This window comes from Methylobacterium sp. WCS2018Hpa-22 (assembly GCF_031843785.1).
Taxonomy (GTDB): Bacteria; Pseudomonadota; Alphaproteobacteria; order Rhizobiales; family Beijerinckiaceae; genus Methylobacterium.
On sequence record NZ_JAVTJA010000003.1, the window covers coordinates 73,382 to 90,115 of the forward strand.

General features: G+C 60.8%; 14 protein-coding genes and 3 tRNA genes. 5 read left to right on the plus strand and 12 right to left on the minus strand.

Annotation, left to right across the window (positions count from 1 at the left end; translation table 11 throughout):
* Nucleotides 1–45: 45 nt before the first annotated feature.
* From RQI43_RS04820 to RQI43_RS04835, 4 genes are all read right to left on the minus strand, one after another.
* The gene (locus RQI43_RS04820) at nt 46–1,359 is read right to left on the minus strand and encodes a glycosyltransferase family 1 protein (protein WP_244477932.1); all 1,314 of its coding nucleotides are present in this window, start codon (nt 1,357–1,359) and stop codon (nt 46–48) included.
* Nucleotides 1,360–1,589: 230 nt separating this feature from the next.
* Nucleotides 1,590–3,794 (minus strand): polysaccharide pyruvyl transferase family protein, encoded by a 2,205-nt coding sequence (locus RQI43_RS04825; RefSeq protein WP_311274398.1) that lies wholly within the window; start codon nt 3,792–3,794, stop codon nt 1,590–1,592.
* Nucleotides 3,795–4,152: 358 nt separating this feature from the next.
* A complete protein-coding gene (locus RQI43_RS04830) occupies nt 4,153–5,475 on the minus strand; it encodes a glycosyltransferase family 1 protein (RefSeq protein WP_056433899.1) in 1,323 nt (440 codons plus the stop codon).
* Nucleotides 5,476–5,807: 332 nt separating this feature from the next.
* Nucleotides 5,808–5,883, minus strand: a tRNA-Asn gene (locus RQI43_RS04835).
* A gap of 206 nt (nt 5,884–6,089) precedes the next feature.
* Between RQI43_RS04835 and RQI43_RS04840 the strand changes: the two genes are divergently transcribed.
* Nucleotides 6,090–6,163: transfer RNA gene (locus RQI43_RS04840), tRNA-Cys, on the plus strand.
* Between the two features lie 57 nt (nt 6,164–6,220).
* Here the strand turns inward: RQI43_RS04840 and glpK are convergent.
* Together glpK and glpD are read right to left on the minus strand one after the other, a co-directional pair.
* The gene (gene glpK / locus RQI43_RS04845; protein WP_311274399.1) at nt 6,221–7,726 is read right to left on the minus strand and encodes a glycerol kinase GlpK; all 1,506 of its coding nucleotides are present in this window, start codon (nt 7,724–7,726) and stop codon (nt 6,221–6,223) included.
* 70 nt (nt 7,727–7,796) lie between these two features.
* On the minus strand, nt 7,797–9,305 hold the full coding sequence (gene glpD, locus RQI43_RS04850) for a glycerol-3-phosphate dehydrogenase (protein ID WP_311274400.1): 1,509 nt from the start codon (nt 9,303–9,305) through the stop codon (nt 7,797–7,799).
* Nucleotides 9,306–9,828: 523 nt separating this feature from the next.
* Between glpD and RQI43_RS04855 the strand changes: the two genes are divergently transcribed.
* Nucleotides 9,829–9,902 (plus strand) — tRNA-Gln (locus RQI43_RS04855).
* Between the two features lie 40 nt (nt 9,903–9,942).
* Here RQI43_RS04855 and RQI43_RS04860 read toward each other — a convergent pair.
* The 5 genes from RQI43_RS04860 to RQI43_RS04880 form a co-directional block, all read right to left on the minus strand.
* Nucleotides 9,943–10,992 (minus strand): tyrosine-type recombinase/integrase, encoded by a 1,050-nt coding sequence (locus tag RQI43_RS04860; RefSeq protein WP_311274401.1) that lies wholly within the window; start codon nt 10,990–10,992, stop codon nt 9,943–9,945.
* Nucleotides 10,982–11,170 carry a hypothetical protein gene (locus tag RQI43_RS04865; RefSeq protein WP_311274402.1) on the minus strand — a complete coding sequence of 63 codons (189 nt, stop codon included), beginning with the start codon at nt 11,168–11,170 and terminating at the stop codon, nt 10,982–10,984. Before RQI43_RS04865 ends, RQI43_RS04860 begins: the two co-directional genes overlap by 11 nt.
* Nucleotides 11,171–11,174: 4 nt before the next feature.
* Nucleotides 11,175–11,714 carry a hypothetical protein gene (locus RQI43_RS04870; protein ID WP_311274403.1) on the minus strand — a complete coding sequence of 180 codons (540 nt, stop codon included), beginning with the start codon at nt 11,712–11,714 and terminating at the stop codon, nt 11,175–11,177.
* A gap of 85 nt (nt 11,715–11,799) precedes the next feature.
* On the minus strand, nt 11,800–12,048 hold the full coding sequence (locus RQI43_RS04875) for a hypothetical protein (RefSeq protein WP_311274404.1): 249 nt from the start codon (nt 12,046–12,048) through the stop codon (nt 11,800–11,802).
* 1 nt (nt 12,049) lies between these two features.
* Nucleotides 12,050–12,583, minus strand: coding sequence for a hypothetical protein (locus tag RQI43_RS04880; protein ID WP_311274406.1), 534 nt, complete (start codon nt 12,581–12,583; stop codon nt 12,050–12,052).
* A gap of 430 nt (nt 12,584–13,013) precedes the next feature.
* Here RQI43_RS04880 and RQI43_RS24535 point away from each other — a divergent pair, with 430 nt between their 5' ends.
* The 3 genes from RQI43_RS24535 (at nt 13,014) to RQI43_RS04890 (ending at nt 15,478) form a co-directional block, all read left to right on the plus strand.
* A complete protein-coding gene (locus RQI43_RS24535; protein WP_405030562.1) occupies nt 13,014–13,175 on the plus strand; it encodes a ribbon-helix-helix domain-containing protein in 162 nt (53 codons plus the stop codon).
* Between the two features lie 308 nt (nt 13,176–13,483).
* Nucleotides 13,484–13,747, plus strand: a complete 264-nt coding sequence (locus tag RQI43_RS04885; RefSeq protein WP_311274407.1) for a hypothetical protein — start codon at nt 13,484–13,486, stop codon at nt 13,745–13,747.
* 138 nt (nt 13,748–13,885) lie between these two features.
* Nucleotides 13,886–15,478, plus strand: coding sequence for a C39 family peptidase (locus RQI43_RS04890; RefSeq protein ID WP_311274408.1), 1,593 nt, complete (start codon nt 13,886–13,888; stop codon nt 15,476–15,478).
* A gap of 222 nt (nt 15,479–15,700) precedes the next feature.
* On the opposite strand, the gene RQI43_RS04895 is transcribed toward RQI43_RS04890, so the two are convergent.
* The gene (locus RQI43_RS04895; RefSeq protein WP_311274409.1) at nt 15,701–16,582 is read right to left on the minus strand and encodes an exonuclease domain-containing protein; all 882 of its coding nucleotides are present in this window, start codon (nt 16,580–16,582) and stop codon (nt 15,701–15,703) included.
* Nucleotides 16,583–16,734 lie beyond the last annotated feature (152 nt).

Here is a 16,734-nt window from a genome sequence, read left to right on the forward strand (position 1 = left end):
CGAACCGCCTGCCGACGAGGCCGGCGGCGGTCCGGAAAGGTTCGTTCAGAGTCGCTCGTAGAGTTCCTTGAGGCGGCCGCGATAGATCTCGGGGCTATACTTCGCCGCCTGGACCTTGCCCATCTCGGAGAGGCGCCCGCGCAGATCCGCATCCGAATCCACGGCGCGGATCGCGTCGGCGATGTCGCGGGCATCGTAGGGGTTGATCAGAAGCGCGGCATCGCCGGCGACCTCAGGCGTCGAGCCCTCCTTGGAGGTGATGACCGGGGTGCCGAGCAGCATGCTCTCCAAGACCGGCAGGCCGAAGCCTTCGTAGAGGGAGGGGAACACCACGCCCTTGGCGCCGCGGATGAGACTGACGAGAAGGGAGAACGGCGCGTAGTCGAACCGCCGGATGCGGTCGCGCTGGTAGGTCATGTTGTCGATCTGTTCGAGATACGAGTTCGTCGTCGGATTGATGAACTTGAACTCGACATCCGATTTCCAGGCCGCGCCGCCGACGATGACGAGAGGCGCCGAGACCTGGCTGGCAAGATAGGCTTCGACGAGGCGGCCGACATTCTTCTTGGGCTCGATGGCGCCGAAGAACAGGAAATAGCCCTTATAGGGCAAGCCGAACGCGCCCTCGATCTCGCGACGGACCACGTCTTCGGGCTTCTCGGCGAACTTCTTCGGGATTTCCACCGACTGGTAGGTGTTGGTGATCCGGTGCTCGGGGCAGCCGAGCAGGTTGATGATGTCGCGGCGCGAGGTCTCGGACACGGTGACGATGTGATCGGCATCCTTCACGATGCGCCGCATCAGGCGCAGGTAACGCCGCTTGATGTCGCCGGTTGTGAAGGGCAGGCGCAGGGGCACGAGGTCGTGCAGGGTGTAGATGTTCTTGGCGCCCGGAATCCGGATCGGCAGAGGATAGGTCCAATGCATGATGTCGGGCGTGCGCAGGCCGCTGACGCGTAGCGTGCGGTTGTAGGTCTTGAAATAGCTGAGCGAGACGTCGAACAGATTCACGCTGTTCCAGATCTGATCGAAATACGGCATCCGCGCTTCGAACGTCTTGCTGATGACGGTGCCGGTGATCGGCACTTTCACCGCACGCCGCCCGAGAGGTGAGGTGAGCTGGTCGCGGATATAGCGCAGGATCACCAGCCATTGGGGCGGGGTACCGACCGCCGGATCGAAGAACGAGATCTCGCGCAGGAGCGGATCGATGCCTGGCGAGGCGCGGGTCCCGTAGAGGACATCGGTCCGATAGCCGAGCTCGTGCAACTCGTAGCTCAGGTTGCGGGCATAGGTGGCGACGCCGGTACCCTTCTCCAGCCCGAGGTTATACCCATCCAGCATCACACTTTTAGGCATTCCAGACTTCCTTGGATGGTTCTGCGATGGGTCGTTGGCGACAAGGATAGAAGACTCGGACCAAATGAAAGAGTTGGACCAAGTGCCGTCTTCGCGTCGGCGGCCCGGGTCCATGACGGAAGCATTCCGTTCCTGCTCCCCGGGCGGTGACGTCTCCGAAAGGGACGGAGTTCAGCTCTCCCAGATCGCCGCGTGGACGACGATATGACGCGTTCCGCGGAGCCGGAAGCCTAGAACTTCAGCGCTTTGAGCACTTTCGGCTCCACCGGCCAGGGGGTCGCCTCGTACTCGACCGCCTTCGGCAGCGGGAAGGCCTCGAACAGGGCCTGGGGCGAGTAGGCCAAGGGACGCCATGTGGCCTTGATCCAGTCGAGGGCCTTGTCCCATTCAGGCTTGGCGCGCCGCTCCAGGCAGAAGGCGTTGAGGCGGGTCACACCGGCGCCGAGATAGAAATCCCGCACCCGGTGATCGACTTTCTCCTGATCGTCGTCGAGTTTGAGTTCCCGGCCTTCACCCTGGCCATAGGTAGCGAACCAGGAACTGGGAATACCGTAGCATTCCGCGATCACGAGGCCGTGGAGCGAGGTGGAGAGGATGTGTCGGCAGGACACGATCTCCTCGACCTTGGCGCGCAAGGACGGCGCATCACGGTCGGTGATCGTGTTGATGATCCGGATGTCACCCTTGCGCTCGGGGGGAATGCCGTAGCGGGTCATCACGTCGAGAACAGTGGCGGCGGGGTCCTGGGAGGCAAGCTCGGTCAGGTGAACGATGACGCCGATCTCATGGGTTTTCACCACGTGATCCATGGGCCAGAATTTAGGCAGCAGGTAAACGGGGTCGCCGTAGATCTCCGGAACCGCGATACCCTGCGCCCTCAGCACGGCGCCGGTCTTGGGGCCACGCACGGCATGGACGTGGAACTCGGTTCCCGCAGGCCGCTGATAAGGCGCCGGGTTCGGACTACCCGGGCAGCGCTGGGCATCGAGACCGGTGCCCCACATGTGGACCGTCCCGTTGCGGATGGCGTGTCCAATGGTACCGACCGCGACGAGACGCTCGGAATTGCTGTCGAAGGCCGCATGCCGCACGACGCATCCCGAGATGGCGGCGACCATCACGGCACTCAGTGCGTCACCAAAATTTGCGTGGGGAAACTTCTGAGAGCTGGCCGCCCAGGCCAAGGGAACTGAACCGGGCGGCAAGGTCGACCTAACGCGCTTCAGGAGAGCGGCGGAAGTCTTTTTTTTTTCTAACTTCGCCGCGTCGTCCAAGGCAGCATCTTCGACAGTCGGTTGGGGGGCATTTTTTTCAGCCATAGCTTGGGGAGCGCCTTTGGAAGGTTCATCAGGAAATCGGGCAGCCACCGCCTTGGCACCTCCCGGAAATTCCTTGCGGTCGAGACGGTTCAATTCGCCGACATCGTGGCGGAGTTTCAGGTCGGTCAGTGCCTTGTGCTCCCAGATCGTCTCGCCGGGCGCGGCGGAGATCGGGCTCAGATCGACAGGGAAGGCGTTGATCAAGGCATCGCCATCGAAGCTCTTCGGCGACCAGCTCTTGTCGATGGCCTTCATGATGGCGGGCCAGTCGCTCGGCTTGGGCCGCGGCTGATTGTAGACATCGATCTTCGGCAGGCCGAGGCCGGTATAGAGATCGACGATGCGCAGGTCGACATCCCCCTCGGGGGTAAGCTCCACCGATTGCAGCCCGTCTTTGCTCAGGCTCGGCGCGAAATACAGGCAGGGAATGCCGTAGGATTCCGCGATCACCATCCCGTGGAGGCTGGTGGAAACGATCCGCTCGCAGGACAGGATCTCGTCGATCTTCGACTGAAGCGCGCCGACATGCAGTTCGGTGACGGTCGTGATGAGATGGACGTCGTCGGCGAGTTCGGCCGGAATTCTGAAGCGCGCGATTTCCTTGCGCGGCACCGCCTCCATCTCGCGATTGGCGAGCTCCGACAGATGTAGGATGACACCGAGCTTGTAGCGCTTCTTGACGGTCGGCTTGTAGAAAAGCGGCAGCAGCCAGACTGGGTCACCGTAGGGAACGGCATGCGAGAGGGTCTTGGCCGAGAGGAGCGATTCCGAGACCGGCCCACGTGTGGCGGTCACGGTAAAGTGCGAATCCGCCGAAGGAACGAACGGCTTCTTTTCGTTCGCCGGCGCCGAGGGGTTGGCCCAGTTCGAGCAGCCCGTCCCCCAGAACCAGACCTCACCATTGGCGAAGCCGTGTCCGATCGTACCGACGCAGGACAGGCGAGGCGCGAAGGACTTCATCGGCGTTCTGCGGATCGGCTTGCCCGAAAGCAGCGCGATCATCACCGGGCTCAAAGCGTCGCCGAAGTTGAGATAGTTCATGTCCATGGTCGAACCGGCCCAGGCCAGCGGAATCTCGCCTTTTTCACGCACGTACCGGGTGATGGATGTCGCCATAGATCACGTCCTCAATTCTTGGATTATCTAAACGAAAACGACGACCTCATCGTCACTGCACAACCTAGACCCACAAGCATCAACACGATCGACGCTCTAGCTTTCGTCCCACGGCAATCAATATTTAGGAGCCAAACAAAGTGATATCGATGCTTAGGTGACTATAAACCCAGCAATCCAACGCGACCAAAGATCTTATCTCGCCGACAGACAGCAAGGTCATCTCGCATTTGATTGCCTCGATCCCGAATCCATGGATCCTCTTCAAGTCATTGGTGCGCCTGATTAAGGCGGTTCCTGCGGGGTGTCCAGGGCAGGAGTTCACGTTAATGGGAAGGCAGCGAGGGAGCGACCAGCATCACGATGTCGTCTGAGAGACGCGCTGCCTGGCGGTGTCCGCCGGCGCCGGGGTCCCGTGGGACGGGGTGGGACGTTTGACGGCCCGAGCGGTCTTGGCCTCCTCGTCCACACGTCGAAGGGCCGCCATGATCTGCCGGCCCGTATCGGTCCAGGTAGCGGGGCGATAGTTCCTGTCGATCTCGCGCTCCTTCGCCCGGAGCAACCCGGGATCGCTTGCGTAAGATTTGATCTTGGCGGCCCATTCGCTCGTCATATGGGGAGGGGCATAATCGACGAAGTGCTGACCGACTTCGGGCAGGGACGTGGTCTTCGAGACGATGCCGAATTTGCCAAAGCTCAGGGCCTCGGCGACCGGGAGGCCCCACCCCTCGTAGCGGGAGGGAAACAGGAACATCTGGCAGTTCTTGTAGAGGGTCCGCAGCGCCAGATCGTCCACTTTGGCGAGGAAGTGAAGCTTACGGGCCAGCGGCGTGCGCCTGACAATAGCGCGTAGCATCATGCGCTTCCTGCGCTTGCTGTGCCCGACGCAAACCAGGCTCGGGGCCGCCTCCTCATTGCCCTTGAAGGCCAATGACCAAGCCTTGATGGCGACCCGGTGATTCTTCCGCGGATGCACCGAAGAGACATAGAGGATGTAGGGCCCCTTCACCTTCAACGGCCTCGGCGGGGTGTTGTCACCGATCTGCGACACTCCGAAATCGAGGGTCACGATCCGCCCGCAATCGAACCCCTGATAGGTGATCAAGGCTTCCGCGGTGGCGCGAGATGGCGTGAAGATCACATCCGCCGTCTCGAGCACGAGATCGATCCAGCGCTTGAACGTCTCATGGGCTGAACGGAAGGTGAGCTTCGGCTGCTCGATCGGCAGCATGTCGTGGACCAGGATCGCCTTGCGGCAGGAGATGTTGGCGGATTTCAGCGCGCTGACGATGCCGGCATAATTCGAGCGCGACCAGCTCGCCCCGAGCATGACGAGCCACGGGGCGGACCGGGGCATGGAACTGTCGGCAGCCGCCGCCGGCTGGTTCTTGAAGATGCGGACATAACTCAGCTCCTCCACCGCCTTGGCGACGAGGGAGCGCCCCTTGACGGTATTGGTCCGGCCATAGGCCTCGATGAGCTCCAACATCGGGGCACTGATGGGCGCGAGCCGCCGTTTGAAGGGGGTGATGCCGATGGGAGTGATGACGCAGTCGAGATCGTCCGCCTGTATAGCGCTGGTGATCTCATAGACGACGCGTTGGATCCCGGTGATCGGCAACCCTCTTTTGAAGAAGGACACCAGATCCGTGTAGTCCATCAGGATGTTTGCAGACTTCATCGAACGTGCAATGCGGTTCCGACGATGGAGATAGACCGCAGCATGACATGCCCCCGTCTCTGACTGCCCCCGGAGTCAGCGATCTTTGCCATCGTTAGGAAGGCCCCGTCCGCTCGAGAACATAGAAGCTCAATGCGAGCACTACACGCCGAAAATATGACGTCCCCCGCACCGAGTGACGCTACCGCATTGCACTACCCACGCATAGCCGGTCCGGCGGAACGAAGCGCTCATGGATGGCCGAGGTTGAACAGGAATAGGTTTGAAATGAGGAGACCGCTCGGCCTCACACCCATACCTCGTTCGGCGTCACAATCGACCGAAGAGGAAATTGGCTCCCCGAGTAGGACTCGAACCTACGACAAAGCGATTAACAGTCGCTTGCTCTACCAACTGAGCTATCGGGGACCACGGCGGGGTCTCTACACACGGCTTTGGCGGGACGCAAGGCCTCTTCGCATATTTGTCGGCTTTGTTTACGGCCTCGCCACCGTTTGGCCTCCTGTCGCGGAATCCCCGTTGCGGATGGGGCCCGGGCTCTGTAAGAGACCGGTCACCCCGGATCGACCGTCCGATCCGGTGGCGCCATTCCCTCATCGATGGGATGTGCGAGAGGCCTCGTGGCGGAGTGGTTACGCAGAGGACTGCAAATCCTTGCACCCCGGTTCGATTCCGGGCGAGGCCTCCAATTTCTCTCTCGATGGGCCACGGTGAGGCGAAGAAGGCCGGCAATGGCCGACCTTCCTCATCCCGTCGCTTCCGTCCACCCGAACGAACGCGTCACCGCCTTGCCCCAGGCGGCGTAGAGCCGGTTGCGCCGGTCCTCGTCCATTCGTGGGTGCCAGCGATGGTCGACGCCCCAATTGGCGACGAGGTCGCCCGTGCCGGCCCAGTAGCCCGTGGCGAGGCCTGCCGCGTATGCGGCGCCCAGTGCCGTGGTCTCGGTCACCTTCGGGCGCAGAACCGGCACCGCGAGGAGGTTCGCCTGGAACTGCATGAGGAGGTCGTTGCGGACCATGCCGCCATCGGCCCGTAATTCCTTGATGGCGATCCCGGAATCCGTCTCCATCGCCTCGATGACCTCGCGGGTCTGGTAGGCGGTGGCCTCCAAAGCGGCGCGGGCGATGTGGCCCTTGTTGGCGTAGCGGGTGAGGCCCGCGATGATGCCGCGCGCACTCTCGCGCCAATGCGGCGCGTAGAGCCCGGAAAAGGCCGGCACGAAATACACGTCGCCATTGTCCTCCACGGTGCGGGCGAGGGGCTCGATCTCGGCACTGTCCCGAATGAGGCCGAGGTTGTCGCGCAACCATTGCACCAGGGCCCCCGTAATGGCGATGGACCCTTCCAGCGCATAGACCGGCGCCTGATCACCGAGCCGGTAGGCGAGGGTGGTGACGAGGCCGCAGGTGGAAGGTACCGGCGCCGTGCCGGTATTCATCAGCACGAAACAGCCGGTGCCGTAGGTGTTCTTGGCCTCGCCGGGAGAGAAGCAGGCCTGGCCGAACAGGGCCGCCTGCTGGTCGCCGAGGATGCCGGCGATGGGAACCCCGGGGAGGGCGCCGCGCGTCTCGCCATAGACCATGCTCGAGGAGACGATCTTCGGCAGCATCGCCCGCGGGATGCCGAAGGCCGAGATCATGCCGGGATCCCAATCGAGGGTGTCGAGAGCCATGAGCTGGGTTCGGCTGGCATTGGTTGCGTCGGTGACGTGCAGACCGCCCGCGGGTCCGCCCGTGAGGTTCCAGACGAGCCAGCTATCGATGGTGCCGAACAGGACATCCCCGGCCTCCGCCGCTACGCGGGCGCCGGGTACCCGGTCGAGAAGCCATGCGAGTTTGAGGCCGGAGAAGTAGCTCGCCAAGGGTAGCCCCGTGACCGTCCGGAAGCGGTCCTTGCCGCCATCGCGCGCGAACTCGCTCACGAGCCCGTCCACTCGCGTATCCTGCCAGACCAGGGCGTTGTGAAGCGGGCGCCCGGTGGCGCGATCCCAGATCAACGTCGTCTCGCGCTGGTTGGTGATGCCGATGGAGACGAGGTCGGAAGCGACCAGCCCCGCCATCGCCAGGGCCTCGCGCATGACGATGCGGGTGTTGCGCCAGATCTCGTTCGCGTCGTGCTCCACATGGCCGGGGCAGGGATAGATCTGCTCGTGCTCACGCTGGGCCGACGCGACGATTGCGCCGCCGCGATCGAAGACGATGAAGCGCGTGCTGCTCGTGCCCTGATCGAGGGCACCGACATAACGGGTCATGGCCGCCTCCCATCCTTGGAGCGTGTCGTTCCTGTACGGCTCGCGAGGCCGGGCGCGAGTCCATCGGCTCTCAGGCTGCGCTGGCCTTGCCGGTCATATAGTCTTCGAGCCGGGCCTGTCCCTCGGGTGACAGATGCAGGCCGAGTTTCGAGCGGCGCCAGAGGATGTCCTGCGCGCTGCGTGCCCATTCGCGATCGATCAGGTAATCCACCTCCGCCGCCGTGAGTCCCTCTCCGAAATCGGTGCCGAGATCGGCGAGGCTCCGTGCCGGGCCCAGTAGCTCGTCCGTGCAGGTGCCATAGGCACGGGCCAGGCGCCGCGCCATCATCGGCGGTAGGAAGGGCCGTCGCGCCATGAGATCGCCGAGGAACCTCGTGATATCGGCATTCGGCAAGTCGCCGCCGGGAAGAATCCCAGTGGCGGTCCAGGCGGGCTTCAACCCCGGTCGATAGGGGGCGAGCTTACCGATCGCGTGTTCGGCGAGGCGCCGGTAGGTGGTGATCTTGCCGCCATAGACCGAGAGCACGGGCAGGCGGCCATCGCGGTCCGAGACATCGAGGACGTAGTCGCGAGTCACCGCGGAGACATTCGTGGCGGCATCGTCGAAGAGCGGGCGCACGCCCGAGAAGCTCCACACCACGTCGTTGGGGCCGACCCGAGCCCGGAACGACCGGTTGATGCAGTCGCAGAGATAGCGGGTCTCGTCCTCGGAGATTCGGACCGGGCCCGGCTCCCCCCCATGGGGCACATCCGTGGTACCGATGAGGGTGAAGTCGCGCTCGTAGGGGATCGCGAAGACGATCCGCCCGTCCGGCTGTTGCAGGATATAGGCCTGCGCGCCGTCATAGAGCCTCTTCACGACGATATGGCTACCCTTGACGAGCCTGACCGTCGCACGGCTTGCGAGGCCGAGCGTGCGCCCCAGGGTCTCACTGACCCAGGGACCAGCGGCGTTGACGACCATGCCCGCACGTACGGTCTCGCGGCGGCCGGATACGACGTCGCGGATTGTGGCGACCCAGGATGTCTCATCGCGATGGGCGGATTCGACGGCGGTGCGCGTCCGGATTTCGGCGCCGCGCTCGCGCGCATCCATGGCGTTGAGCACCACGAGGCGGCTATCCTCGACCCAGCAATCCGAATAAGCGAACCCGCGCGTCAGGCGCGGCTGCAACGGCGCGCCCAGATCCGTGCCTTGCAGGCGCAGGGAGGCCGAGCCGGGCAGGGTCTGCAGGCGGGCGAGGTGGTCGTAGAGAAACAGACCGAGCCTCAGCATCCAGGCAGGGCGTAAGCCCTCGTCGTGTGGCAGGACGAAGCGCAGCGGCCAGATGATGTGGGGAGCGAGCCGCAATAGGCGCTCGCGCTCGGCCAGTGCCTCCCGCACCAGTCGGAACTCGTAATGTTCAAGGTAGCGAAGACCGCCATGAATGAGTTTCGTCGAGGCGGACGAAGTGAACTCGGACAGATCGCCCTTCTCGCAGAGCAGCACCCCGAGGCCGCGCCCGGCCGCGTCGCGAGCGATACCCGCGCCGTTGATGCCGCCGCCAATGACGAGAAGATCGTATTCGCGCGCGCTCAACCCGCGACCTCCCTCGCCCCATGGCGGGAGCGCTCTTGTCCGGCGGGGCTCATTCCACGCGGACCCTGTGACGTTCCTCGAACACTGACGGTCCCTGCCCAAAACGCCGCCGGAATGAATCGGGCCTCACGCTCTCTTCGCCAACCCCGGACAAGTATGGATGTTTCGGTGAGCTGACATTTACGCACGATTTTCCCATCGGACGAATGGCCCCACGGCCGCAGCACATACGGCCAGTCAGGAGCGGGGGCGCGCGTGCGTCGCGTCGGGAATGCGTGACATGGATGTCGGCGGGTTGCATCTCCCTCGGCAAGGCCGGTCTAGGCTGGGCGGGGAAGTCGACTCCGCCGCCCGCGAGACGCCGACCGTGGAAATCCATCCTCGGTGATTTTGGCGTCATCGGGGTGGTTGACCGGACGGGAGCAGTGGCTTATGCGAACAACCTCGTTCGGAGGCGCTCACGAAGCTTCCGGCCCAGTTCGAAGAGCGGCGGTAAAAAACGCCTTGTCTTCAAAGGGTTCGTTGGGGGATAGTTTAACGGTAGAACAGTGGACTCTGACTCCTCTAGTCGAGGTTCGAATCCTCGTCCCCCAGCCACTGATTTAACTACGCTTTTTCCACTTCAGTCCAAGAACATCTAGGCCCGGTCGGGTACCCGGTCGGGAAATTGCGTTCTTGTTTCGAGCTTCCTGATGGCCGAGATGGCAAGTGCCGGATCCCGGTTCAGGTAGTGAGCATCCAAGATCGAGCGCACATCGTTCAGCGAGTGCCCGGTCAGGGTCGCAATCTCAGCCTCAGAACAACCTGCCAGCGCCAGACGGCTCACCGCCGTGCCGCGCAGGTCGTGGAATGTCACACCGCTCACCGCGACCGCTTGGCAGGCCTTCCGCCACGACGAGCGGAAGCCGTCACTCGTCCAGGGGCGACCTTCGGAGTTCACCAGGACGATCGGGCTCTTACGTACCGTGGCTGCTAGGGCCTCGCGCAGCGGTCCGCTGACCGGGATGACCACGCGCGCGCCGGTCTTGCTCTGCTGGAGGCGAATCGTCTCGCCGTCATAGGCTGACCAGGTGAGGCGGAGGAGGTCGCCCTGCCGCTGACCGGTCCAGAGGGCTAGGATTAGGGGCAGGCGCATGTGCACGGGCGCCCTTGCCAGGAATGCGGCCTCGTCCGCCGCCGTCCACACCTTGTCGGTGCGCTGGGCCCGGTAGAGACGGCCACCCTTCTCACAGGGGTTCACCAGCACGAGGCCGCGATCGAGGGCCCATGACAGGACGCGGGCTAGAACGCTCCAGGCATAATCGGCCTGCCGACGAGACCTCACGGCGAGACGATCCCGCCAAGCCATGAACTCACCACGCACCCGCCGGTCGGTGAGGGCACCAAGGGGGAGGTCACCGAATTCGACCTCGATCGCCTTGATGTGGCGGATGTAGTCCTTACGGGTGATGGCGCTGCGCCCCTGGAACTCGGCGCTGGCCTGGTATCCTTTGAGGATCGAGAACATGACGCCAGCCGCCGGCTTCCGCCGTTCGGAGACCGCCTCGTTGTAGCTCGCCATGAACTCGGGTGTGCCGGGCTGGCCTTCGATCCTCGGACCACCCTTCCAGGCGTACCAGTAGGTCCGTTTGGTGCCGTCGCTGAGCACCTTCGTTTTGGAATTGAGACCCTTCAGCCTAACGCGCATCGCGCTTTGCCCTCCACGAATCGAAGTCGGATGCCGGCTCCTGTCGCACGTCATTGCCGGAGTGAATCACGATTCGGCCGCCATCGATCTCGATGCGACCGACTTTCAGGCCGGCAGCCTGAGCACCTTTCACGGCGCGGGAGATGGCAGCTTGGGTGATGGTGGGGCGGCGGGGCATGGGGCTAAGAACCTGCAAGCAAAGCGGCCCGGACGCGATCAACGACGTCATCGACCTTGACTACGATGGCAGTGGAGAACGGCAGCCCGTACTCCGGATGCATGAGTTCAATGACGGTCGTCTCCGCAGAGACAGGGACAACTTTGGGCGCGACATCACCAGGCGGCACGACGAGGAAGGTGAAGGCATTCTTGAAAAGTTCGCCGGGCATCCGTGGTGCAAAATGCGGATGAGCTCCTGGGCCTTCAGCCGCGTCCGTGAACGTGGCAGCACACATTGCGGACCGACGAGGCTGCACGCCGAGCCGAACCAACTCGGCCGTCAAAGCGATTTGCACCACCCGATTGCGATCGAAGCTGAAGCGATTTCGCTCTCCAGCCTCTCGACGCTCTTCCTCGGTCAGCAGCACCACGGCCGGCTGACGGCTAAGCCAATTGTTCAACGTCTTTTTATCGATACCTGCCGCGTAGCAGGTAATCGCAGAACCAAACCGTGCGCCTGTCGCGGCATCGCTTGACCGGGGCTCGTCCAGGACTGCATGCATCGATTTGACCTCGCGTGACATCAAGCAATGTATAGCGCTGCCATCTGTTGTCAAGCGAGGTCAAATGGATATCGCGCTTGGACCTTCAGAGCTCTGCGTCGCGGCTTCCACCGCGCAACCATGTAACTTGGCCCTCGTGTCCTTCCGGTGCGCCAAGGGACGGCTCTCGATCCGCGTCCGGTTCGAGATCTGCATCACCGTCAGCCTCATCGAGAAGCGCTACGATGCGGTCGACGATATCGAGGGCGAGCTCGGCCAGGCGCTCGAACTCCTCGCGAGGGATGGTGGTGGCCTGGATCCGGCGAGAGGCGGGGAAGCGAACGACGTTGGTCATGTCAGGCCACCTCGGGCGCGAGGACAGCGAGTTGGTCGCAGTTCTCTGACAGATAGCGACTCGCTCCGAAGCGCACGCGGTCCAGGCCAAACATCGTGCAGAGGGCAGCTGTGACCGAGAACAGGCATCGTTCTGCTCGCTCGCCGGCTGCCGAGCAGACCGCATGGTTCGAACCATTGGCCGCCGCATCGACAGCTGAAGCAGCTACAGCGAGCTGCGCTAGCATGCCTGCGGGACTGGTTGCCCGCGCGAAGCTTATAGCCATCTCCAGATCGTCGATCTTGCGGAGGTAGTAGTCCTCCATGGGTTGGAGGATCGCGCGGTTCTCCGGTGTGGTTTCGTCGTCTAGTTTGTCCCGAAGGTCCCACGCCTTTGCCAGCATTTCGCCTAGCCGGCCGGGGGCGCAGATCTCCTGTCGAAGTTCGATTCCGGGCGAGGCCTCCAGGATGGAACGGACTGATTGCCTCGATGCCTTTGCGCGCTGGCGCAGGTTTGGCTTCTGGTCGCCAGGGGCGATCTTTCGGGCGGTGCTCATGCCAGCCTCCCTCAAGTCAGATGCACGAAGCCGTAGGCAAGCACGCCCCCGGCGATGATGAGGACGGCGGAGACGAGGTCACCGGCCATATCGAGGAAGCGTGGGGGGCGGACGTGGTCTGTGTCAGGCCGGTCGGCGCGGATGACGGGCCCGTACTCTCCTCCCTCGTCCTCCGGAGCCTCAAGCTCGGGGAATGGACGAGCGTATGCCGCTGCAAAAGGCGAGCGAGAGCGTTCACCGGCGCGAGCCGATGCTGTAGAATTCCGGATAGCCATGGTGCGTCGTCCCTCGACGTGTGTGGTTAGGGCCGCTTCGGTGTTGGTAGCACCTTGGCGGTCCGCACTGTTTTTGATATTATCAAGCTATGTCGTTGTCAATATTGAAAACAAAGAACAAGGGCGGTCGCCCCCGCACGGACGCTACGCCCGTGATGGTCCGGCTCCCACCAGATTTGCTCGCCGCCCTCGACGTCCACATGGCCGAAAGCGGTCGGAATGCGTCTAGGCCCGACTGGATCCGTCAGGCACTGCGGGATTGGCTTGTGAACAAGGGGCGTCTGGCCCGTCCAGACAACAATGATGGCGAGCGATGACGGCATGCCTTCTCAAAGCCGCTGACTTGTCTCATGTGGGAGCAATCCAAGCTGACAAGCTTGAATGCTGAAGCCTTGAAGCCAACGATTGGAACAGCCAACTGACTGACAGACACGATGATCTGAAAGAAAAAATTAACCATGCCGACCCATCCTGCGCTTGCGGACGCAGGTTGTGGGTGCTAGGTCGCGGCCAAGCGCATGATTACAATTCTAGGCGTCTGATTCGTAAGTTTGGGTACCCAACCCTCGTAGAGTAGCAGCTCGGCGAGATGAGTCCCTGGTGCGAAATCGGCGAGGAGGTTGGCATGCCAAAGGAACAATCCGGTCGTCGGCGCGCTACTGTTTCGCATGACCGTACCAAGGCGGGGAAATCATCTATGCCGAAAAACGCTTCTGAGGAAGTGTCCGCTCAGGCGGCCGGTATCTCTGCGGCTGCCGATCGCGGCGCACATCAGTTGTTGAACGTGCCGCGCCCGACCAAAGACCAGCAGTTGTACCTGGAGCGCATTCAGGTTTCGTCGGGGGATTATGACCCTAACATCGTCATTTGCGGCACCAAGCGGGATTGATCCGGCTTTTCAGCGAAGCCAAGCATGCCGAAATAATTTTGCGGCAAGCGACAAAATTCTGGAATGGCGCTTGACCCAGAGTGGTGAAGCGCCATTTTTGTTGGCCGTTTTCGTCAGAAAAATCAAGAAGCGACATAGATGGCAGCATATTCGTGTCTCCCCACCATAGATGAGTGGATAGATTGCATTCCGCCATATTCCTTTTATTTTGACTTAGTCGCCAAGCATTGGAAGACTAAGAATTCAAATTACATACCACTGCATCGTGTTTGTACTCTTGCCAGAAAACAAGGGGCTGCGTCGTTTGTTGTTGAGACAGCCCATGGTTCGAATGGAGTCGACGAAGAGATCGACTATCTCGACAGCTATCATGGAAGCGGCGGCGCTGCGGAAGCCGTAAAAATTACGTTCCTTAGAAAAATCGATCACAACAACGACATCAACCGTGTTAATGCCGATGCAATAATAGGCCAAGTTGTCTTTATTAATTATCGAAAGCCGGCAGAGTCGGACTTCTGCAAGTCCTATGTTTACGAGGCCTATTTTCACCCCCCTGAGATCACGGCCGAATCCGGAGAGAGAAAAAGGCTATTAAATAATTATATTTGCGCTGAGAGCTCGTTTAATATTTTTGCACGCGGAAAGAAATTTTATATAGATGCAGCTTATTATTGCCAACAGAACAGCATGACACATGTTTGTGCGCATGCTTGCTTGAGAATGGCCCTTAATACGATCAGCGGATCAGTTGGCCCAGTAACCGGGAAAGCCATTAATGACCGAGAGTCGATCTCTAACCCGAGAGAAGGATTGAAGATCGGAAATGTAGCAAGCTTCATCGAGAATTCCGGCGTCGGCAAGCCTATTATTCAGGATTGTACGAGCCTTACGTCTGAACAGTACGTGTCAATTATTGCATCGCACGTGCAGTCTGCTCACCCGGTATTGCTCGTATTTACTACAGGAACTCAGCCTACTAGTCAGCCGGGGGCCGTGCCTGAAGAGCATGTCGTGTTCGTATGTGGGTACACACAGAATAGTGACGAATGGCACCCACAGGCGATCCCTGCGTACTCTGGGCCTGCATCAGCACCCTACCGTCAATCAAGCCTCTGGATCGATCACTTCGTTATTCACGATGACAATTTCGGGCCATACTATACCTTGAGCGCTCGCGCTCTTGAAGTGGATAAAGACGTTAAGGCGCATTGGATCATCGCGATTGCACCTGAGACCTCTAACTGCAATGCCGTTGGCGCTGAACTTGCAGCGGTGATTATGCTAAAAAATTTACTTCCAAGTCTTGGTCCTTTAGCCAGCAATCCGTGGTTCGACTATATAACAAGTAGGAATGATAATTTCGTTCTTAGGCCAATACTGTTGACTAAAGATGAGTACGAGAATCACCTGCTGACATCTACCGCCCACGACGGGTCAAATATATCATCGCAGGACATAACTCAATTTGTGGGGCTTCCAGACTATTTTTGGATGGTGGAATTCAGCATGCCGTCCCTTCATACGGGAAATCATTCCAAGCTGGGGGAAGTCATCGTAGAAGCATGCACCCCTGTTGACCCAGCAAAAATTGAGGATCTTGTTCTATGCATGCGACTTCCCGGACTTTTAATCAACTTCAAAACACCTGCGGGCGCAGCGTGGACTAATTTTTCCATGGTGTCTCATATTGAATGTATTGATAAAATCGGAAAGGGTCATTCGACTTGGTGACGGTTTAATTATAGTCCAGCCTCCTTAATGTACCGGAGTCACAGGCCCTTCGGCATCAATTCCTCCCGTGTCACACCAACTCCCGCCCTAATCAAATCTGGCTAGAGGTAGCTGGTCGAGGACGTGCGGCCATCCTGCCGCGGCCAAAGCCGACGGACATGTCTGCTGCGTTGAGAAATTACGCTTTTCCCGTTGCCTTCTAGATGCAGCGGATCTCTGCAGTTAGACGGCTTCTCCATTCAGGGGGAATGATATGAGGTCGAGGAAATCCGATTCCGTCACAATCCGGATCGACTGCCCATTTTCAGCTCGTTTCTCGGCCTCGCTTTGTTTGTTGCTGATCGATTTGCCAGCAAGCCTTCGGACGTCTTGATTTCCCACGACGAGTATCGTCGTCTTCGCAGTGACGTTCTCACCCACCTTGAAGCCAGCAGCCACGGCCCGCTCACGCGCTTCTTTCCTTTCCATCACCTGCAATGCGCCGGTGATAACGATCGTCTCGTTCTTAAGCACTTCTTCCAGGGCTTGAGCAGGCCCACTTATGCCGATCCTGGGGGCTCCAATAGGGGCGGCGACACGATCGAACCACTCGTCTATCGAGAGCCCTGTTTCCTTGCTGGCGCGGATGAAAAGCAGCCCTGCAGCGCGAGCGTCTTCGACCGCGTCGTGGTGATTCACGAGCGGAATACCGTAGTGCTTTGCCAGGAATTTCAGGCCGTATCCGCCCATGCCGGCGTGCTCGAACCATGTCCGGCGAGCGACCATCAGGCTGTCGAGCCAATTACAGGCCCACGGGGTGTGAGTGTGCTTATGGAACGCACGGCGGAAGGCGGTTCGGTCGAATGGACCGTGATGGAGCAGTGTGGCTCCCTTGTAGGTCTCCCCCAACTCCGCCAGCATCTGCGGCACGGTTGGCTTGCCTCGCACGTGCTCGGCAGTGATGCCATGGATGCGGACATGGTGTGGGGAGAATTCATCATCCGGATCGACGAGCAGGTGGCGCTCGTCAATGATCTGGCCGCCTTTGAAGCTAACAAGCCCTATGGCGCAAATGCTGGACTGATCCGCGTTCGCAGTTTCGATGTCGAGTGCCACGAAATCCATATGCATCGCCTTCCATCAAGCGAGCGTGAAAAAAGATCGTGCAATTTCTCGATGTGAAAGTCAGGTCCTCAATCGAGAACTGATGCGTTGCATCGGTGTCACACGCCCGGTTCTAGGCCTTCGCTGGCGCTTGTTAGCGCATCTGGTTTCGG

Bases quoted from the DNA above. Each gene is read 5' to 3' on its own strand.
- RQI43_RS04880 (WP_311274406.1), bottom strand. From the start codon at position 12,583: ATGAGCACCGCCCGAAAGATCGCCCCTGGCGACCAGAAGCCAAACCTG.
- RQI43_RS04825 (WP_311274398.1), bottom strand. From the start codon at position 3,794: ATGGCGACATCCATCACCCGGTACGTGCGTGAAAAAGGCGAGATTCCG.
- RQI43_RS04895 (WP_311274409.1), bottom strand. From the start codon at position 16,582: ATGGATTTCGTGGCACTCGACATCGAAACTGCGAACGCGGATCAGTCC.
- RQI43_RS04885 (WP_311274407.1), top strand. From the start codon at position 13,484: ATGCCAAAGGAACAATCCGGTCGTCGGCGCGCTACTGTTTCGCATGAC.
- RQI43_RS24535 (WP_405030562.1), top strand. From the start codon at position 13,014: ATGGTCCGGCTCCCACCAGATTTGCTCGCCGCCCTCGACGTCCACATG.
- RQI43_RS04820 (WP_244477932.1), bottom strand. From the start codon at position 1,359: ATGCCTAAAAGTGTGATGCTGGATGGGTATAACCTCGGGCTGGAGAAG.
- RQI43_RS04865 (WP_311274402.1), bottom strand. From the start codon at position 11,170: ATGCCCCGCCGCCCCACCATCACCCAAGCTGCCATCTCCCGCGCCGTG.
- RQI43_RS04870 (WP_311274403.1), bottom strand. From the start codon at position 11,714: ATGCATGCAGTCCTGGACGAGCCCCGGTCAAGCGATGCCGCGACAGGC.
- RQI43_RS04860 (WP_311274401.1), bottom strand. From the start codon at position 10,992: ATGCGCGTTAGGCTGAAGGGTCTCAATTCCAAAACGAAGGTGCTCAGC.
- glpK (WP_311274399.1), bottom strand. From the start codon at position 7,726: ATGACCCGTTATGTCGGTGCCCTCGATCAGGGCACGAGCAGCACGCGC.
- RQI43_RS04890 (WP_311274408.1), top strand. From the start codon at position 13,886: ATGGCAGCATATTCGTGTCTCCCCACCATAGATGAGTGGATAGATTGC.
- RQI43_RS04875 (WP_311274404.1), bottom strand. From the start codon at position 12,048: ATGACCAACGTCGTTCGCTTCCCCGCCTCTCGCCGGATCCAGGCCACC.
- RQI43_RS04830 (WP_056433899.1), bottom strand. From the start codon at position 5,475: ATGAAGTCTGCAAACATCCTGATGGACTACACGGATCTGGTGTCCTTC.